Below are 16004 nucleotides of genomic sequence, written 5' to 3'. Positions count from 1 at the left end.
ATGAATGAAAGCGAAGGAAATTTGTCGCTTCTTTATAAGGAGGCTTTTTTAATGGCTGAAGAAAAAATATATGACGTAATTATTATCGGAGCAGGTCCTGCAGGGATGACAGCAGCGGTTTATGCTTCCCGTGCAAATTTATCAACTTTAATGATTGAGCGCGGAATTCCCGGTGGGCAAATGGCCAATACGGAAGAAGTTGAAAACTATCCAGGATTCGAAACAATTTTAGGACCTGAACTTTCTACAAAAATGTTCGAACACGCAAAAAAATTCGGCGCAGAATACGCTTATGGTGATGTTGCTGAAATTATTGATGGTGAAGAATATAAAGTAATTAAAGCAGGTTCAAAAGAATATAAAACACGTTCTATCATTATTACTACTGGTGCCGAGTACAAAAAAATGGGTATTCCAGGGGAAAAAGAACTTGGTGGCCGCGGTGTAAGTTACTGCGCTGTTTGTGACGGTGCATTCTTTAAACAAAAGAATTTAATCGTTGTAGGCGGTGGGGATTCAGCAGTCGAAGAAGGAGTTTATTTAACTCGTTTTGCTGATAAAGTAACGATTGTTCACCGACGTGATAAATTACGTGCTCAAAAGATTTTACAAGATCGTGCCTTTGCAAATGAAAAAGTAGACTTCATTTGGAATCACACATTAAAAGAAATTCATGAAAAAGACGGTAAAGTAGGAAGTGTAACATTAGTTTCAACAGTAGATGGTAGTGAACAAGAATTCCAAACAGATGGCGTTTTCGTTTATATCGGAATGGTGCCACTAACAGCTCCATTTAAAAACTTGGGCATATTAAATGAACAAGGATATATCGTAACAGATGACAAAATGGAAACTTCTGTAAAAGGAATTTTTGCTGCTGGTGATGTTCGTGATAAAATGCTACGCCAAATTGTAACAGCAACTGGTGACGGCAGTATCGCAGCTCAATCAGCACAACATTATGTTGAAGAACTAAAGGAAAAAATTGGGCAAAAGTAATGTGCTTTTAATTTTCCTGTAACTTCCTTGCAATAAAGAATATGTATAATCGGGGGTATAAACTTTGACCCCCTTTTTTTAGTATTTTAGTTGCTTCCGTTATGGAAGCAACTTTTTTTTGTTATTTGAAAATAGCATGAAATCTATTTTATAAACGTATTATTTTGTAAGGTAGTCTCAATAGAGGGTATAATAGAAAACAAAGGGAGTATCAAATGATTTGAGGTGGGTGTAATGCAGCGTATTGCAAATTTATTAGCAATTCAAGATGGGGAAGTATTACTTCTCCAAAAGCCTAGAAGAGGTTGGTATGTTGCGCCAGGTGGAAAGATGGAATTAGGTGAATCCATTTATGAGGCAGCTTTAAGAGAATTTAAAGAGGAAACAAATGTTACCCCAAAAAATTTACATCTTAAGGGAGTCTATACGATGGTTATTAAAGATGGGGAAACCGTTAAAGACGAATGGATGCTTTATACATTTGTCGCCCATGGTATCGAAGGACAACCCTTTGAACAGACAAGGGAAGGGGTTCTAGAATGGCACCCGGTTGATCATCTATCCAATCTTCCAATGGCTGAAGGCGATCGGAAAAATTTATTGTTTGCCGCATTAAATGAAGGGATTCAATATGGTACATTTATATATACAGAGGATTTTGAGTTACTAGATGAGCGGTTGCAAACGTCGAATGAACTTAAGTAGAGGAGATGATCACATGGGTAATAGTCATATCTATACACATGAGATAGTCATTATTACAGGGATGTCCGGAGCTGGTAAGACAGTCGCAGTCCAAAGCTTTGAAGATTTAGGTTATTATTGCATTGATAATTTACCCCCTGCTCTATTAACGACTTTTTTAGCATTAATGAAAGAATCCGAACGAAACATTACACGTATTGCCGCTGTAATGGATATGCGTGGAGGAGAATTTTTCGAATCATTAATCGATGCCCTAGATTTATTGGAAAAGGAAGCATATGTTAAAACACGGGTATTGTTTTTGGATGCTGATAATGAAACCCTCGTTCGACGTTATAAAGAAACAAGAAGATCTCACCCTTTAGCTCCTCAAGGATTACCCCTCGAAGGAATTGAAAAGGAAAGAGCAATGCTTGCTGAACTAAAAGGTCGAGCAAAGTTTGTCTATAATACTTCCCATATGAAACCGAGAGAATTACGAGAACGAATTGGCAATGAGTTTTCCAATACGAACAGGCCAAAGTTCTTTATTAATGTCATGTCCTTTGGATATAAAAATGGAATTCCGATTGACGCAGATTTAGTATTCGATGTCCGTTTTTTAACGAATCCGTATTATGTGGAGGAATTACGTCCAAAGACAGGTTTACAAGAGGAAGTATCATCCTATGTATTAGCTTCTGAAGAAACACAAATGTTAATAACGAAATTAAAAGATTTGTTTGAGTTTATGATTCCGCAATATATCCATGAAGGGAAAGCACAATTAGTGATTGCTTTTGGATGTACAGGTGGTCAACATCGTTCTGTAACATTAGCTGAATATTTCGGGAAACTATTTAGCGATCATTACAAAACTGCCATTACCCACCGTGACATCAATCGCAGAAAGGATTGAAGTAATGAAAAAAAAGAGAACGAATATTGTAGTCATCGGAGGTGGAACGGGCCTTTCAACAATGTTGCGCGGATTGAAAAAATATCCCTTTGACATTACTGCAATCGTAACGGTTGCCGATGATGGAGGCTCTTCAGGTCGACTCCGTGATGACTACGATATTCCGCCACCTGGTGATATTCGCAACGTGATTGCTGCCCTTTCTGATACGGAACCGTTAGTTGAGCAAATGTTCCAGTATCGTTTTTCGCAATCCGTTGAATTAGGTGGTCATTCATTAGGAAATTTAATGCTAACAGCACTAACGGATATAACAGGAGACTTTAGTCATGCGATTGCTGAAATGAGTAAGGTCTTAAAGGTGCACGGGAAAGTAATACCAGCAGCAAATAAAAAAATTACATTGAACGCAGAACTTGTTGACGGATCTATTATTGAAGGGGAGTCTAAAATTCCATCTTCCCATCTTCCAATTAAACGGGTCTATTTAGTGCCTGAAGATGTAAAAGCGCTCCCGGAAGCGATTCGGGCGATTGAGAAGGCCGATTTTATTCTTGTAGGACCTGGAAGTTTATATACAAGTATTATTCCCAATTTATTAGTCAAAGAAATTGGAGATACTTTAGTAAAGGCAAAGGGAAAACGGATTTATATTTGCAACTTAATGACACAAAAGGGTGAAACGATTCGTTATCGTGCCACAGATCATGTTCAAGCGATTTATGATCATGTAGGAAAGCCTTGTTTAGATGCCATTTTAGTAAATGATATTGAACTCCCCTTACCGATAAAAGAAAATTATCGAGAAGAAAATGCAGAACCAGTTCTGATTGATATAGAAAAATTAAAGAGCATGGGATTGGAAGTTATTAAAAAGGAAATCGCAACAATCCAATCTGGGGTTGTCCGCCATGAATCCAATAAAATTGCGAAATGGTTGTATGATTACACATTGAAGAGAATGTAAGTAAGCAAAACGAACTCTAGAATGGAATATATGATATGATTGTTTTCATACATAGGTAAAAGGGGGGAGAAAGATGTCATTTGCTTCCGAAACAAAAAAAGAGTTAACGCAAGTAGAGACGGATGAGCATTGCTTAAAAGCGGAAGTCTCTGCACTTATACGAATGAACGGATCATTATCCTTTACAAATAGACAGCTGAGTTTAGACGTGCAAACAGAAAATGCAGCAATTGCAAGAAGACTGTACACGATTGTTAAAAAATTATATCCATACAATGTGGAACTTTTAGTGCGAAAAAAAATGCGCTTAAAGAAAAATAATGTTTACATTTGCCGGGTTCGGGATGGTGCTCGTGAACTATTAACAGATTTAGATATTTTATCTGGGGATTTTCAATTAAATCATTCCATTTCTAGTTCGTTGTTATCAAATAAAAATCAAAAACGAGCCTATTTGCGTGGAGCGTTTTTAGCAGGTGGCTCTGTAAATAACCCCGAAACTTCTGCTTATCATCTAGAGATTTATTCTTTATATAAAGAGCATGGGGAAGCATTAGCCGATTTAATGAATCAATTTAATTTAAATGCAAAAACAATCGAACGGAAAAAGGGATTTGTCACCTATTTAAAAGAAGCTGAAAAAATTTCTGATTTTTTAGGAATTGTTGGCGCCACACAGGCGATGCTAAAGTTTGAAGATGTACGGATATTACGGGATATGCGAAACAGTGTAAACCGTATCGTCAATTGTGAAACGGCGAACTTAAACAAAACAATCGGTGCGGCTATTCGTCAAGTGGAAAACATCCGATTTATTGAAAATACGGTCGGACTTGATCAACTTCCTGAAAAGTTACGAGAAATTGCACGGCTTCGTGTTGAGTATCAAGATGTGACTTTAAAAGAACTTGGCGAGATGGTTTCCACTGGAACTGTAAGTAAATCGGGGGTAAATCATCGTTTACGTAAAATTGACGAAATAGCGGATGCTTTAAGACGCGGCGAAACGATAAAATAGTGATTGTTCAAAAAATTGTAGTAATCTAACATTGTTCTTTTTATACAATTTAGATAAGATAAAATTATATTATGTACGGTGTGAAAGGGAGTATCGATAAATGGTTGAAACCAATGTAGAAGTGAAATTGAAATCTGGTTTACAGGCAAGACAAGCTGCTTTATTTGTACAAGAAGCAAATCGTTTTAAATCAGAAGTGTATTTACAAAAAGACGAGAAAAAAGTGAATGCTAAATCCATTATGGGGATTATGAGCTTAGCAATTGCAAGAGGAACAACTGTTACACTTATCGCAGACGGTAAAGATGAACAAGAGGCTATCGACGGATTATCATCCTTAATTCAAAGAGAAGAATAACAATGAGAAAACTTGTAAACGCTCGCAACTTTAAGGGGGTGTCTCATACTTAAATGAGACGTCCCTTTTTTATAAAAAAATGATGATAAGGAAATTCCTTATCACCATTTTGTTTCGATTATTATTTTTTAGAATCTTCGATACGAGTAATGATATTGTCAATTAAACCATATTCTTTCGCTTGTTCTGCTGTCATGAAGTTATCGCGATCTGTATCTTGAGCGATTTTTTCTAACGGTTGACCAGAACGTTCAGATAAAATTTTGTTTAATTTATCACGTAAGAAAAGAATACGTTTTGCAGCAATTTCGATTTCAGTTGCTTGCCCTTGAGCTCCACCAAGTGGTTGGTGAATCATCACTTCAGCATTTGGTAATGCGAAACGTTTACCTGGTTCACCAGCAGTAAGTAAGAATGCACCCATTGAAGCTGCCATGCCGATACAAATTGTAGAAACTTGAGGCTTAATATATTGCATTGTATCGTAAATAGCCATACCAGCTGTAATGGAGCCACCAGGTGAGTTAATATATAGGGAAATATCTTTATCTGGATCTTCTGCTGCTAAAAATAATAATTGGGCAACAATGGAGTTTGCTACATTATCATCAATAGCGCTACCAAGTAAAATGATGCGGTCTTTTAAAAGTCTTGAATAAATGTCATAGGCACGTTCACCGCGGTTTGTTTGTTCGATAACTGTAGGAATTAAATTCATTGTAAATCCTCCTTAAAAAGATTTAGTCGTTTACTACGTGCTGAAGCTTTCACTTCAGCTGTACTCATATCATACACAGAATAGTCAAGGAAGGTCAAATATAAACCACTAATTGTGAATAAAATAAATTTAAAATGAAAATTACTATTATTCTATGGGGATAGTAGAGCTATAAGATGGGAATGGAAAAGGCATTCAAACCAATTTTGTGTATGAAATCATCCAGTATTTCTTTAAAAAAATTATCCCTAACTTCAATTTTATAGTTGAATTGTCTTATATACATTTGTATAATAGAAAGGTCATAAATCGACACTATGCTTTTTACTAGAAGTTCAATTTTATATTGAAAATCGTTTTAGTCGATACAAGTGACATATTAAACGTCCTCGTGGTGTAATGGATAACACAGAAGATTCCGGTTCTTCCGCTGGGGGTTCGATTCCCTCCGAGGGCGCCATTTTACTGTTTTAACTATATAATATAATACGTAATACCTTCCTGAATTTTACTAGTTTTAGCAGCCTATTAAAATTCAGAGGGAATGAAACATAAGGGATAAAATGTAATTACTGTACCAATTCATTTTATCCCTAATTCATTCTCTTTAAACTATCATTACCAATTTTTTCATATATAAATTTATGAGCGTCGATAATGGAATAATTTTAGTTTGAGGTTTGAATAAAGAAACAAGATCCGAAAGTTCAATTAGAACTCTCGGGTCTTTTTTTGTATTTGAACATTAATAAGAAATCTAAACAAAACCCCTCTTAAGTCATAAATATTCGACTTTTCTATAATAGTTTCTAGTAAAAAATAACCGATAATCCGCAATTTATTTTAAGTATTTAGAAAATTAAATGTTGTATTAAAATTTTGAACTTTATATAATTGGGAATATCTAAACTTATTTTATTTTCAATTTTCTGATTATAGAATAATATGAATCACTTATTTTGAAGGAGGAATACGATGTTAAAGAAAAATTTATTTAAGCTATTGATGCCTTTTGCTGCCGCTTCACTTATTTTAGCTGCATGTGGTGCAGAAGAGAATGGAGCTTCCGGATCATCCGACTCAACAAGTACTGAAGGGGAAACAACGAAACTAGTAGTAGGTACAGATGCTGCCTATGCACCTTTCGAATCCTTTGACAATAGTGGGAATATTGTCGGTATTGATATTGATATTGTGAAAGCAATAGGGGAAGAAATTGGAGTAGAGTTTGAAATTAATAACGTTGGATGGGAGCCGTTATTCCAACAAATAACAAATGGAGAAATTGATTTAGGTATTTCTGCGATTACAATAACGGATGAGCGGAAAGAAACTTATGATTTCACAGAACCGTACTATGAGGCTACCCAATTAATCGTCACAAAAGAAGATTCGGATATTACTAAACTTGATGATTTAAAAGATAAAAAAATCGGAGTACAAATTAATACGACTGGTCATTACGCAGCCCAAGATCTACAAGGGAAAACAAGCACGAATATTTTACCTTACGAAACAACGCCAATTGCGATTCAAGAAGTGATTAATGGTACTGTAGATGCGGCTATTGGAGATAACGCCGTCATTCTTGAATATATTAAAAACAACCCAGATTCGAAATTAAAAGCGATCGAGGATGATAGTTTTGAAAAAGAATATTACGGGTTAATGGTGAAAAAGGGAAATACAGAAGTGCTTGAACAATTAAATGAAGGCCTTCAAAAAATTAAAGAGAATGGTAAATTGGCTGAAATTACAGGTCAAGAGCTGGATTAATTAGTTGGAGGTGTTTCAGATGAACTTCTTAGATATGCGGTGGGATATTGTCTGGGACTACCGTGAGTTTTTTATAAATGGTTTATGGGTGACGATTATTTTAACGATATGCGGTTATTTAGGAGGTATCGTACTAGGGTTATTACTAGGATTAGGTAAAACGTCTAAAAAAAGATGGGTTTATTGGCCTTGTAAAATTTATGTAGATCTTTTCCGTGGAACGCCAATGTTAGTTCAAATATTAATCATTCATTTAGCATTTATACCCGCGGTTTTCGGTCAATCCTTTGGTTTTTTGGTTTCCGGTATAACAGCCCTCATTTTAAATAGTGCCGCTTATAATGCAGAAATTATCCGTGCCGGGATTGAATCGATTGATAAAGGTCAAATGGAAGCTGCCCGCTCCCTTGGATTAACGGAACGCCAAGCGATGCGGAAAATTATATTACCTCAAGCCTTTCGTCGAATGATTCCACCATTAGGTAATGAATTTATTGCATTATTAAAGGATTCTTCCCTTGTAACGGTTATTGCTGCGAATGATATTTTATATGCAGCGAAAGTGGTAGCAGGCGCTTACCAACGTTTCTGGGAACCTTACTTAGTGGCAGCAATTATGTATTTAATTTTAACGTATGCTGTAGCGAAACTAATTGCATATGTTGAGAGACGGTTTAGTATCCATTACAATCCGCGGAAAAAACGAGAGGAGCGGATTGCATCATGATAAAAGTAGAAAATTTACACAAAGCTTACGGAAAATTAGAAGTATTAAAGGGAATTAACTATGAAGTTCATGAAAAGGAAGTAGTTTGTGTAATCGGTCCATCGGGTTCTGGTAAAAGTACGTTTTTAAGATGTATCAATTTATTAGAGGAAATTACCGATGGTGCGATTTATATTAATGGGGTTATGGTCAATGATCCGAAAACGAACATAAACGAAATCCGAACGGAAGTCGGAATGGTATTTCAACAGTTTAATTTATTTCCCCATATGACAGTGATTGAAAATATTACGATGGCGCCAATGCTCATACGTAAAATGGACAAAAAGGATGGGGAAAACCTTGCCTTGGAACTATTAGATAAAGTAGGTTTAAAGGAAAAGGCGTACAATTATCCTGAACAGCTTTCCGGTGGGCAACAACAGCGGGTAGCCATTGCGCGGGCCCTCGCGATGAAACCGAAAGTGATGTTGTTTGATGAACCAACATCTGCCCTTGACCCTGAAATGGTAAAGGAAGTATTAGATGTGATGAAACAATTAGCCGTTGAAGGAATGACGATGGTTGTTGTCACCCATGAAATGGGCTTTGCCCGAGAAGTGGCGGATCGGGTCGTGTTTATGGATGGTGGGTATATTGTGGAACAAGGAAATCCTGAAGAATTATTTAGTCGTCCTCAAAATGAACGAACGAAAGCCTTTTTAGGAAAAGTATTATAAATGAAAACAAATCCATTTGATGATGCCATCAAATGGATTTGTTTATTTTAGTTTGGCATATCTTTTGCTTTATCTGCTTGCCCGTACATATTTAACATCGTTTGCATATCTTGTGATGAAAGTTGTGGTACTTGGTAGTAACCATTTTTGTTTTGGTAAAGAGATAATTCGTATGCCATTTCGATACAGTTTTGGATAGAGTCTTGTAATACACGACGTACTACTGGGTTTGTTGATTCAAGGGCTGCCGTTGTTTTACCAGTTGCCCCCATTTTATGACAGTTTAATAAGAAGCCTGAAATAATACCGTCATTGATTTCGTTTGCAGAAGTCATCGGTTTTTTCGGTTGGCCAGGTGTTAAACCGTATTTTGTATCGTTACCCATTTGCATTTTGTAAGAACGAGTAGGGTGACTTGGATCTTGTCCTGTTTTGAAACATTCAGCCGTAATATTGTACTCGTCTAACATGAAGGCATATTGTCTATCCAAAATATTTAGAAGTTCTTGGTCTTGTACGTGAGGACGGAAGAAGATAAATGTGTTCATTGCACCAATGGAAGCACTTAGAACTTCATGAACGTCTAATACTTCATGGGCACCATGGTTCATCGAAAGTGGCATATTTCCTTGCATTGCTTGAGATTCATTCATGAATTGATTTTCCATAAATTTTTTCCTCCCAGAATTTAGTGTACAAATTGTACGACATTAGTTTGTGTAAGTTACAATTTGATTATTCAGCTCATTTTTGTAATGCTATAAACAGTTGAACGAATGTGGAGGAAAAGAAAGATGAAAATCAATTTTTATAGTCGACCAAATTGTTTATTATGTGAAGAAGGTTTGCTTACATTAAAGCTTGTCCAAGAAGATATGGATTTTGATATTGAGGTTATTAATATAGAAGAAAATGAACAATTGCATGAAAAATATATGTTGATGATTCCAGTCGTTGAAAAAGATGATCAAATTATACAATATGGAAATTTAGACTATGTTACCCTTTATGAGGCACTTCATCGTTAAAATGAAGTGCTTTGAAAAAAATGGTTGAAATCATTTGTAGATTTTTATAGAAAATTGTATACTTTACGTAGAATATTTTTTTACCCTATGTGGGACGAAAAATATTTAGTGGGACAAAATCTACCCAACTGGAGGTGTGTTTTCATAAAACATGATCCTTATAAGTTAGTTCAGCAACTTATTCCTGAGCTTTCCACAATCTTTCCTTTAAGGTATCGAATACTTCAAATCATTGCAGTATCGGGACCTGTTGGAAGGAGAACGATATTAGATACATTAGATGTTTCAGAACGAACTGTTCGGAATGAAACGACATTGCTGATGAATCAAAATTTAATTGAAACGTCCCAAAAGGGAATGATATGTACCGAAAAGGGATATGAAGCTTTAGAAAATTTAAAAGAAGTTTTCCAAGAACTTTCCGGTTTAAGCTTAAAAGAGAAAAAACTTGCCCAATTGTTAGGGATAGAAAAAGTTATCATCGTCCCTGGAGATGTTGATGCGGATGAAAGTATTAAGCAACATTTAGGAAAAGAAGCAGCTCTCTATTTAACAAACATTGCTAAAAAGGAGCAGAAGGTTGCCATAACGGGCGGTAGCACAATTGCATCACTACCGAAGTTTTTGTCACCGACAAAAACGCTCAGCACGTTAACCTTTGTCGCTGCACGAGGTAGTTTTGGGAATCAAATGAATTTACAAGCTAATACCCTAGTTTCCCAATTTGCTTCGAAATGTGGTGCGGACTTCCGCACATTGTATTTGCCAGAAAATTTAAGTGAAGCAGCCTACGCAACGATGAGCGAAGAGCCCGTTGTAAAAGAAGTGCTTGATTTGTATGAACATATTGATATTGTCATCCATGGAATCGGTACGGCAAAAGATATGGCGAACCGACGTCATTCCAGCGAAGAAATACTCAATTTGTTAAAGGAAAAAAATGCGATTGGCGAAGCCTTTGGTTATTATTTTGATGAGTTTGGTGAAGTAATATACCGAATAAATACGATTGGCATTCAGCTAAACGAAGTGAAAAATAGTCCGCAAATTATCGCTGTGGCAGGAGGCTCGATGAAAGCGAAAGCGATTCAAGCCTACTTTAAAAATGCAGCAAAGCAAACGACGTTAATTACGGACGAAGGTGCTGCAAATGAAATGTTACAAAGTTCAACGAATGAACTTTCCTTATAGCAAGTAAATCACGGATAAATAAGTTTTATTTAGGCTAAACTTTTAAAGGCCTTAAGAAATATTATAAATAAATTTTTTATTTGGAGGAATTTGATATGGCAATCAGAATTGCAATTAACGGGTTTGGACGTATTGGTAGATTAGTTTTTCGTGAGGCAATTCAATCGAATGAATTTGAAGTTGTTGCTGTAAATGACTTATCAGATGCTCATCAACTGGCTCATCTTTTAAAATTTGACTCAGTTCACGGTATATATAACGGAGAAGTACAATCAGAAGATAATGCGTTCATCGTCGATGGTAAAAGAGTAAAAGTTCTTTCTGAAAAAGACCCTGCGAATTTACCATGGGGTGAGCTAGATATCGATGTAGTAATTGAATCTACTGGTAGATTCCGTTCAATGGAAGAAGTTTCATTACACGTGCAAGCTGGTGCGAAAAAAGCGATTTTATCTGCTCCTGCAAAAGGCGACATGCCAACTTATGTAATGGGCGTTAACCATACGGAATATGATCCAAGTCAAAATGTCATTTCCAATGCATCTTGTACAACAAACTGTTTATCACCTGTTGCGAAAGTATTGGATGAAAAATTCGGCATTAAACGCGGCTTGATGACAACAATTCACTCTTATACAAATGACCAACGTATTTTAGACTTCCCACATAGTGACCCAAGACGTGCCCGTGCAGGTGCTGTATCAATGATTCCAACAACTACTGGTGCTGCCGTAGCGGTTGCGAAAGTTTTACCGCAATTAAAAGGGAAATTAGATGGTTTCTCTATGCGTGTACCAACACCTAACGTATCTTGTGTGGACCTAGTGGCTGAGTTAAATACAACTGTAACACCAGAAGATGTTAATAATGCGTTAAAAGAAGCAGCAAGCGGTGAGCTAAAAGGTATTCTTGACTATAACGAATTACCTTTAGTTTCAATCGACTACAACGGTAACCGTCATTCTTCAACTGTGGATGGATTATCTACTATGGTATTAGATAATAATATGATTAAAGTACTTGCATGGTACGACAATGAAATTGGATATTCTAATCGACTATTAGATTTATCTAAATACATTACACAACAATAAAGAATAGGTTTAATGTGTTATACTTTTTAAAAATATGTGGCATATTTGCCTTGTAGTATATAAAAAGTATAGCCTTTATAATTATTACCATTTATAATAATGGGGGGTAAAAAGCGATGGAGTAAACTACCCATCGCTTTTTTTTCGAAGGTTAGACGGCGTACATTTCACGTCGTAAGGTAAAGGATATATTGTTTATCTTACTTATAAAAAGCAGTTTTAAATACCATAGGAAATCGATTCTCGATTGATTTGAAGGAGGCTTCTTCCATGTTTTTAAAGAAGACAATGAATGATGTAGAAGTAAAGGGAAAACGAGTATTTGTACGTGTGGATTTCAACGTTCCGATGGAGAATGGCGAAATTACAGATAATACACGTATACGCGCGGCAATCCCAACGATCCAACAATTAGTAAATTCAGGAGCAAAAGTTATTTTAGCTTCCCATTTAGGCAGACCAAAGGGTGAAGTGAAAGAAGAGTTACGCCTAACAGCAGTTGGACACCATTTATCGAAACTAATTGGACAACCGGTTATTAAATTAGACGAGTCCATTGGGGAAGAAGTAGAAACAACGGTTGGAAACATGAAAGAAGGCGATATCGTCCTATTAGAAAACGTTCGTTTCCATAAAGGTGAAGAGAAAAATGATGAAGAATTATCTAAATCCTTCGCTAAATTAGCTGACATTTATGTCAATGATGCCTTTGGCGCTGCCCACCGTGCCCATGCATCAACAGAAGGAATTGCGAAATACATTCCTGCAGTATCTGGCTTATTAATGGAAAAAGAATTGGATGTATTGGGGAAGGCTTTATCGAATCCTGAAAGACCGTTTACTGCCATTATCGGTGGCGCAAAGGTTAAGGACAAAATCGGGGTTATTGAAAATCTATTAGATAAAGTAGACCATTTAATTATCGGTGGAGGACTTTCTTTCACATTTACAAAAGCTCAAGGATATTCCATCGGTAAATCCTTATTGGAAGAAGATAAAATTGAGTTAGCCCAAGGATTCATCGCAAAGGCAAAAGAAAAAGGTGTACAACTTCATATGCCAATTGATACTGTTGTAGCGAATGAATTTTCAAAAGATGCCCAAACAAAAGTTGTTTCGATCGAAGACATTCCAGAAGACTGGATGGGTCTAGACATTGGTCCGAAAACAGCAGAACGTTATGCAGAAATTATTAAACAATCTAAGCTAATCATTTGGAATGGTCCTATGGGTGTGTTTGAAATGGACAAATTTGCAAATGGTACAAAAACAGTAGCACAAGCAATGGCTGAAACAGAAGGCTACACAATTATTGGTGGTGGCGATTCTGCAGCTGCGGTAGAAAAATTCGAAGTAGCCGATCAAATGGATCATATTTCAACTGGTGGCGGCGCTTCACTTGAGTTAATGGAAGGGAAACAACTTCCGGGAATCGTAGCATTAAACGATAAATAAAAATGCTTATGGTGGTACATTAAAAGTAGTCGCCAGAGCGGAAATTTAAGGAGGCATTTTCATGCGCAAACCGATCATCGCAGGGAACTGGAAAATGTATAAAAGTTTTGATGAGGCAGTGGAATTCGCAGAGGCAGTACGTGAACAAGTTCCTTCTGAAGACAAAGTAGATGCAGTAATTTGTGCTCCAGCTCTTTATTTACCAACGTTAGTTGATGTAGCAACGGAAACGGATTTAGCAATCGGTGCCCAAAACATGCATTTTGAAAATGAAGGTGCTTTTACAGGGGAAATTAGTCCTTCCCAACTAGCATCCATTAATGTAGACTACGTCATTTTAGGGCATTCCGAACGTCGTGAGTATTTCAACGAAACGGATGAAGCGGTAAATAAAAAAGTTCGAGCAGCATTAATCAACGGGATTGTACCGATTATTTGTTGCGGAGAAACGTTGGAAGAGCGAGAGTCTGGTCAAACAGAAGAGAAAGTTTCGACACAAGTTACCGCTGCCCTTGAAGGCTTTACTCCTGAAGAAGTAAAACATATGGTCATTGCATATGAACCAATTTGGGCAATTGGCACAGGGAAAACTGCAACAGCAGATGATGCGAATCATGTTTGCGGTAAAATTCGTGAAGTCGTTGAAGGGTTATACGGCCAAGAAGCTGCGGAAAGTATTCGCATTCAATATGGTGGTAGTGTAAAACCAGAAAACATTGATGAATTATTATCGAAGGAACATATCGATGGAGCCCTTGTTGGTGGAGCAAGCTTAAAAGTAGATTCTTATTTAAAATTATTGGAGGCGGCAGTCAATGCCTAAACAACCAGTTGCATTAATTATTTTAGACGGTTTCGCATTTCGCGATGAGACCTTCGGAAATGCGGTCGCTCAAAGTAAAAAACCGAATTTTGATCGATACTGGTCCCAATTTCCCCACTCAACATTAACAGCTAGTGGGGAAGCTGTCGGTTTACCGGATGGTCAAATGGGAAATTCTGAAGTAGGTCACTTAAACATCGGTGCGGGCCGAATCGTATATCAAAGTTTAACGAGAATCCATAAATCAATCCGTGAAGGTGACTTTTATAAAAACGAAAAATTTTTAGCTGCGGTCGAACATGCAAAAGCGAATAATTCGAAACTACATTTAATGGGACTTCTTTCTGATGGTGGCGTTCATAGTCACTATGAGCATTTATTTGCTTTATTAAAATTAGCAAAGGCCAATGGTTTAGAAGAAGTGTACGTTCATGGTTTCTTAGATGGCCGGGATGTAGGACCAACTACAGCCATTGAGTATATCGAAGAAACAGAAAAGCAAATGAATGAAATTGGTGTCGGAAAATTTGCTTCTATTCATGGCCGCTATTATGCAATGGATAGAGACAAACGTTGGGAACGGGTTCAATTAACGTATAACGCATTAGTAGATGGCATCGGTCAAACGGCCGTATCGGCTAAAATCGGCGTGGAATCATCCTATTCCCGTGATGTCGTAGACGAGTTTGTTATTCCTTTTGTCATTACGGAAGAAGGAAAACCGGTTGCTACTGTTGATACAAACGATGCGGTCGTATTTTTCAATTTTAGACCGGACCGGGCGATTCAGTTATCAACAGTGTTTACGAACGATCAATTTATCGGCTTTAAATTATCTGAGAAACATCCGACAAATTTAAAATTCGTTACGTTTACCCACTATAGTCACGATGTAAAGGCAGATGTAGCGTTTGAAAATGTAGATCTAGTCAATACTGTCGGTGAAGTCATTGCAAGGGAAGGTTTAACGCAGCTTCGTATTGCAGAAACTGAAAAATATCCCCATGTCACATTCTTTATGAGTGGGGGAAGGGAAGAAAAATTCCCAGGAGAGGAAAGAATTTTAATCGCCTCCCCTAAGGTTGCTACATATGATTTAAAACCAGAAATGAGTGCATATGAAGTAACAGATGCCTTATTAGAGTCCATTGATAAGTTTGATGCGATTATTTTAAACTATGCAAATCCAGATATGGTCGGCCATAGCGGTATGCTTGAACCGACGATTAAAGCAATTGAAGCAGTGGATGAATGTTTAGGAAAAGTAGTTGACGCAATACTAGCTAAAGGTGGAGCGGCAATTATTACGGCTGACCACGGTAATTCCGATGAAGTCGTGACGATTGAAGGAGAACCGATGACAGCCCATACAACAAATCCTGTACCGGTTATTGTCACAAAACAAAATATAGTGATTAGAGATGGAGGCATTTTAGCCGACCTAGCTCCAACTATGTTAAAATTGTTAGGTATCAAACAACCACAAGAAATGACAGGTAAACCACTATTTGACTTTATTCAGTAAGCA

At 36.9% G+C, this 16004-nt stretch carries 17 protein-coding genes and 1 tRNA gene; 16 read left to right on the top strand and 2 right to left on the bottom strand.

Translation table 11 applies throughout. The annotated features are described in order from the left end of the window. The first annotated feature begins 51 nt into the window (after nucleotides 1-51). The 6 genes from trxB to EC501_RS03045 all read left to right on the top strand — a co-directional run bounded on the left by trxB (nucleotide 52) and on the right by EC501_RS03045 (nucleotide 4945). A complete protein-coding gene (gene trxB / locus EC501_RS03070) occupies nucleotides 52-999 on the top strand; it encodes a thioredoxin-disulfide reductase (RefSeq protein ID WP_122970826.1) in 948 nt (315 codons plus the stop codon). Nucleotides 1000-1233: 234 nt separating this feature from the next. Further along, nucleotides 1234-1704 (top strand): 8-oxo-dGTP diphosphatase, encoded by a 471-nt coding sequence (locus EC501_RS03065; RefSeq protein ID WP_122970825.1) that lies wholly within the window; start codon nucleotides 1234-1236, stop codon nucleotides 1702-1704. A 13-nt stretch (nucleotides 1705-1717) separates the two neighbouring features. Then, the gene (gene rapZ, locus EC501_RS03060; protein WP_122970824.1) at nucleotides 1718-2602 is read left to right on the top strand and encodes an RNase adapter RapZ; all 885 of its coding nucleotides are present in this window, start codon (nucleotides 1718-1720) and stop codon (nucleotides 2600-2602) included. A 4-nt stretch (nucleotides 2603-2606) separates the two neighbouring features. After that, a complete protein-coding gene (locus tag EC501_RS03055; RefSeq protein WP_122970823.1) occupies nucleotides 2607-3569 on the top strand; it encodes a gluconeogenesis factor YvcK family protein in 963 nt (320 codons plus the stop codon). Nucleotides 3570-3642: 73 nt separating this feature from the next. Next, nucleotides 3643-4587 (top strand): DNA-binding protein WhiA, encoded by a 945-nt coding sequence (whiA, locus tag EC501_RS03050; protein ID WP_122970822.1) that lies wholly within the window; start codon nucleotides 3643-3645, stop codon nucleotides 4585-4587. Between the two features lie 100 nt (nucleotides 4588-4687). Next, nucleotides 4688-4945 (top strand): HPr family phosphocarrier protein, encoded by a 258-nt coding sequence (locus EC501_RS03045; protein WP_122970821.1) that lies wholly within the window; start codon nucleotides 4688-4690, stop codon nucleotides 4943-4945. A 121-nt stretch (nucleotides 4946-5066) separates the two neighbouring features. Here EC501_RS03045 and clpP read toward each other — a convergent pair whose 3' ends face one another. Further along, a complete protein-coding gene (gene clpP, locus EC501_RS03040; RefSeq protein WP_122970820.1) occupies nucleotides 5067-5663 on the bottom strand; it encodes an ATP-dependent Clp endopeptidase proteolytic subunit ClpP in 597 nt (198 codons plus the stop codon). A 385-nt stretch (nucleotides 5664-6048) separates the two neighbouring features. On the opposite strand from clpP, the gene EC501_RS03035 reads away from it, so the two are divergent. The 4 genes from EC501_RS03035 (at nucleotide 6049) to EC501_RS03020 (ending at nucleotide 8885) form a co-directional block, all read left to right on the top strand. Beyond that, a tRNA-Arg gene (locus tag EC501_RS03035) sits at nucleotides 6049-6123 on the top strand. Nucleotides 6124-6638: 515 nt separating this feature from the next. Beyond that, nucleotides 6639-7439: a basic amino acid ABC transporter substrate-binding protein gene (locus EC501_RS03030; protein ID WP_122970819.1), complete on the top strand. Its 801-nt coding sequence runs from the start codon at nucleotides 6639-6641 to the stop codon at nucleotides 7437-7439. Between the two features lie 19 nt (nucleotides 7440-7458). Beyond that, entirely contained in the window at nucleotides 7459-8166 is a 708-nt protein-coding gene (locus tag EC501_RS03025; RefSeq protein WP_122970818.1) for an amino acid ABC transporter permease, read from the top strand. Next, a complete protein-coding gene (locus EC501_RS03020; protein WP_122970817.1) occupies nucleotides 8163-8885 on the top strand; it encodes an amino acid ABC transporter ATP-binding protein in 723 nt (240 codons plus the stop codon). Before EC501_RS03025 ends, EC501_RS03020 begins: the two co-directional genes overlap by 4 nt. A gap of 47 nt (nucleotides 8886-8932) precedes the next feature. Here EC501_RS03020 and EC501_RS03015 read toward each other — a convergent pair whose 3' ends face one another. Further along, nucleotides 8933-9553: a spore coat protein gene (locus EC501_RS03015; protein WP_174232638.1), complete on the bottom strand. Its 621-nt coding sequence runs from the start codon at nucleotides 9551-9553 to the stop codon at nucleotides 8933-8935. A 126-nt stretch (nucleotides 9554-9679) separates the two neighbouring features. Here EC501_RS03015 and EC501_RS03010 point away from each other — a divergent pair, with 126 nt between their 5' ends. The 6 genes from EC501_RS03010 (at nucleotide 9680) to gpmI (ending at nucleotide 16001) form a co-directional block, all read left to right on the top strand. Further along, complete coding sequence (locus EC501_RS03010) at nucleotides 9680-9913, top strand: glutaredoxin family protein (protein WP_122970816.1); 234 nt, start codon at nucleotides 9680-9682, stop codon at nucleotides 9911-9913. A 108-nt stretch (nucleotides 9914-10021) separates the two neighbouring features. Beyond that, a complete protein-coding gene (locus EC501_RS03005) occupies nucleotides 10022-11104 on the top strand; it encodes a sugar-binding transcriptional regulator (RefSeq protein ID WP_241559261.1) in 1083 nt (360 codons plus the stop codon). A gap of 95 nt (nucleotides 11105-11199) precedes the next feature. Beyond that, complete coding sequence (gap, locus tag EC501_RS03000) at nucleotides 11200-12198, top strand: type I glyceraldehyde-3-phosphate dehydrogenase (protein WP_122970814.1); 999 nt, start codon at nucleotides 11200-11202, stop codon at nucleotides 12196-12198. Between the two features lie 270 nt (nucleotides 12199-12468). Further along, the gene (locus EC501_RS02995; RefSeq protein ID WP_122970813.1) at nucleotides 12469-13653 is read left to right on the top strand and encodes a phosphoglycerate kinase; all 1185 of its coding nucleotides are present in this window, start codon (nucleotides 12469-12471) and stop codon (nucleotides 13651-13653) included. Nucleotides 13654-13714: 61 nt separating this feature from the next. Beyond that, nucleotides 13715-14476: a triose-phosphate isomerase gene (gene tpiA / locus EC501_RS02990; protein ID WP_122970812.1), complete on the top strand. Its 762-nt coding sequence runs from the start codon at nucleotides 13715-13717 to the stop codon at nucleotides 14474-14476. Further along, on the top strand, nucleotides 14469-16001 hold the full coding sequence (gene gpmI, locus EC501_RS02985) for a 2,3-bisphosphoglycerate-independent phosphoglycerate mutase (RefSeq protein WP_122970811.1): 1533 nt from the start codon (nucleotides 14469-14471) through the stop codon (nucleotides 15999-16001). Before tpiA ends, gpmI begins: the two co-directional genes overlap by 8 nt. Nucleotides 16002-16004: the final 3 nt, after the last annotated feature.

Source organism: Lysinibacillus halotolerans (assembly GCF_003711845.1).
Classification (GTDB): domain Bacteria; phylum Bacillota; class Bacilli; order Bacillales_A; family Planococcaceae; genus Ureibacillus; species Ureibacillus halotolerans.
This window is presented reverse-complemented; position numbering and strand designations above follow the sequence as displayed.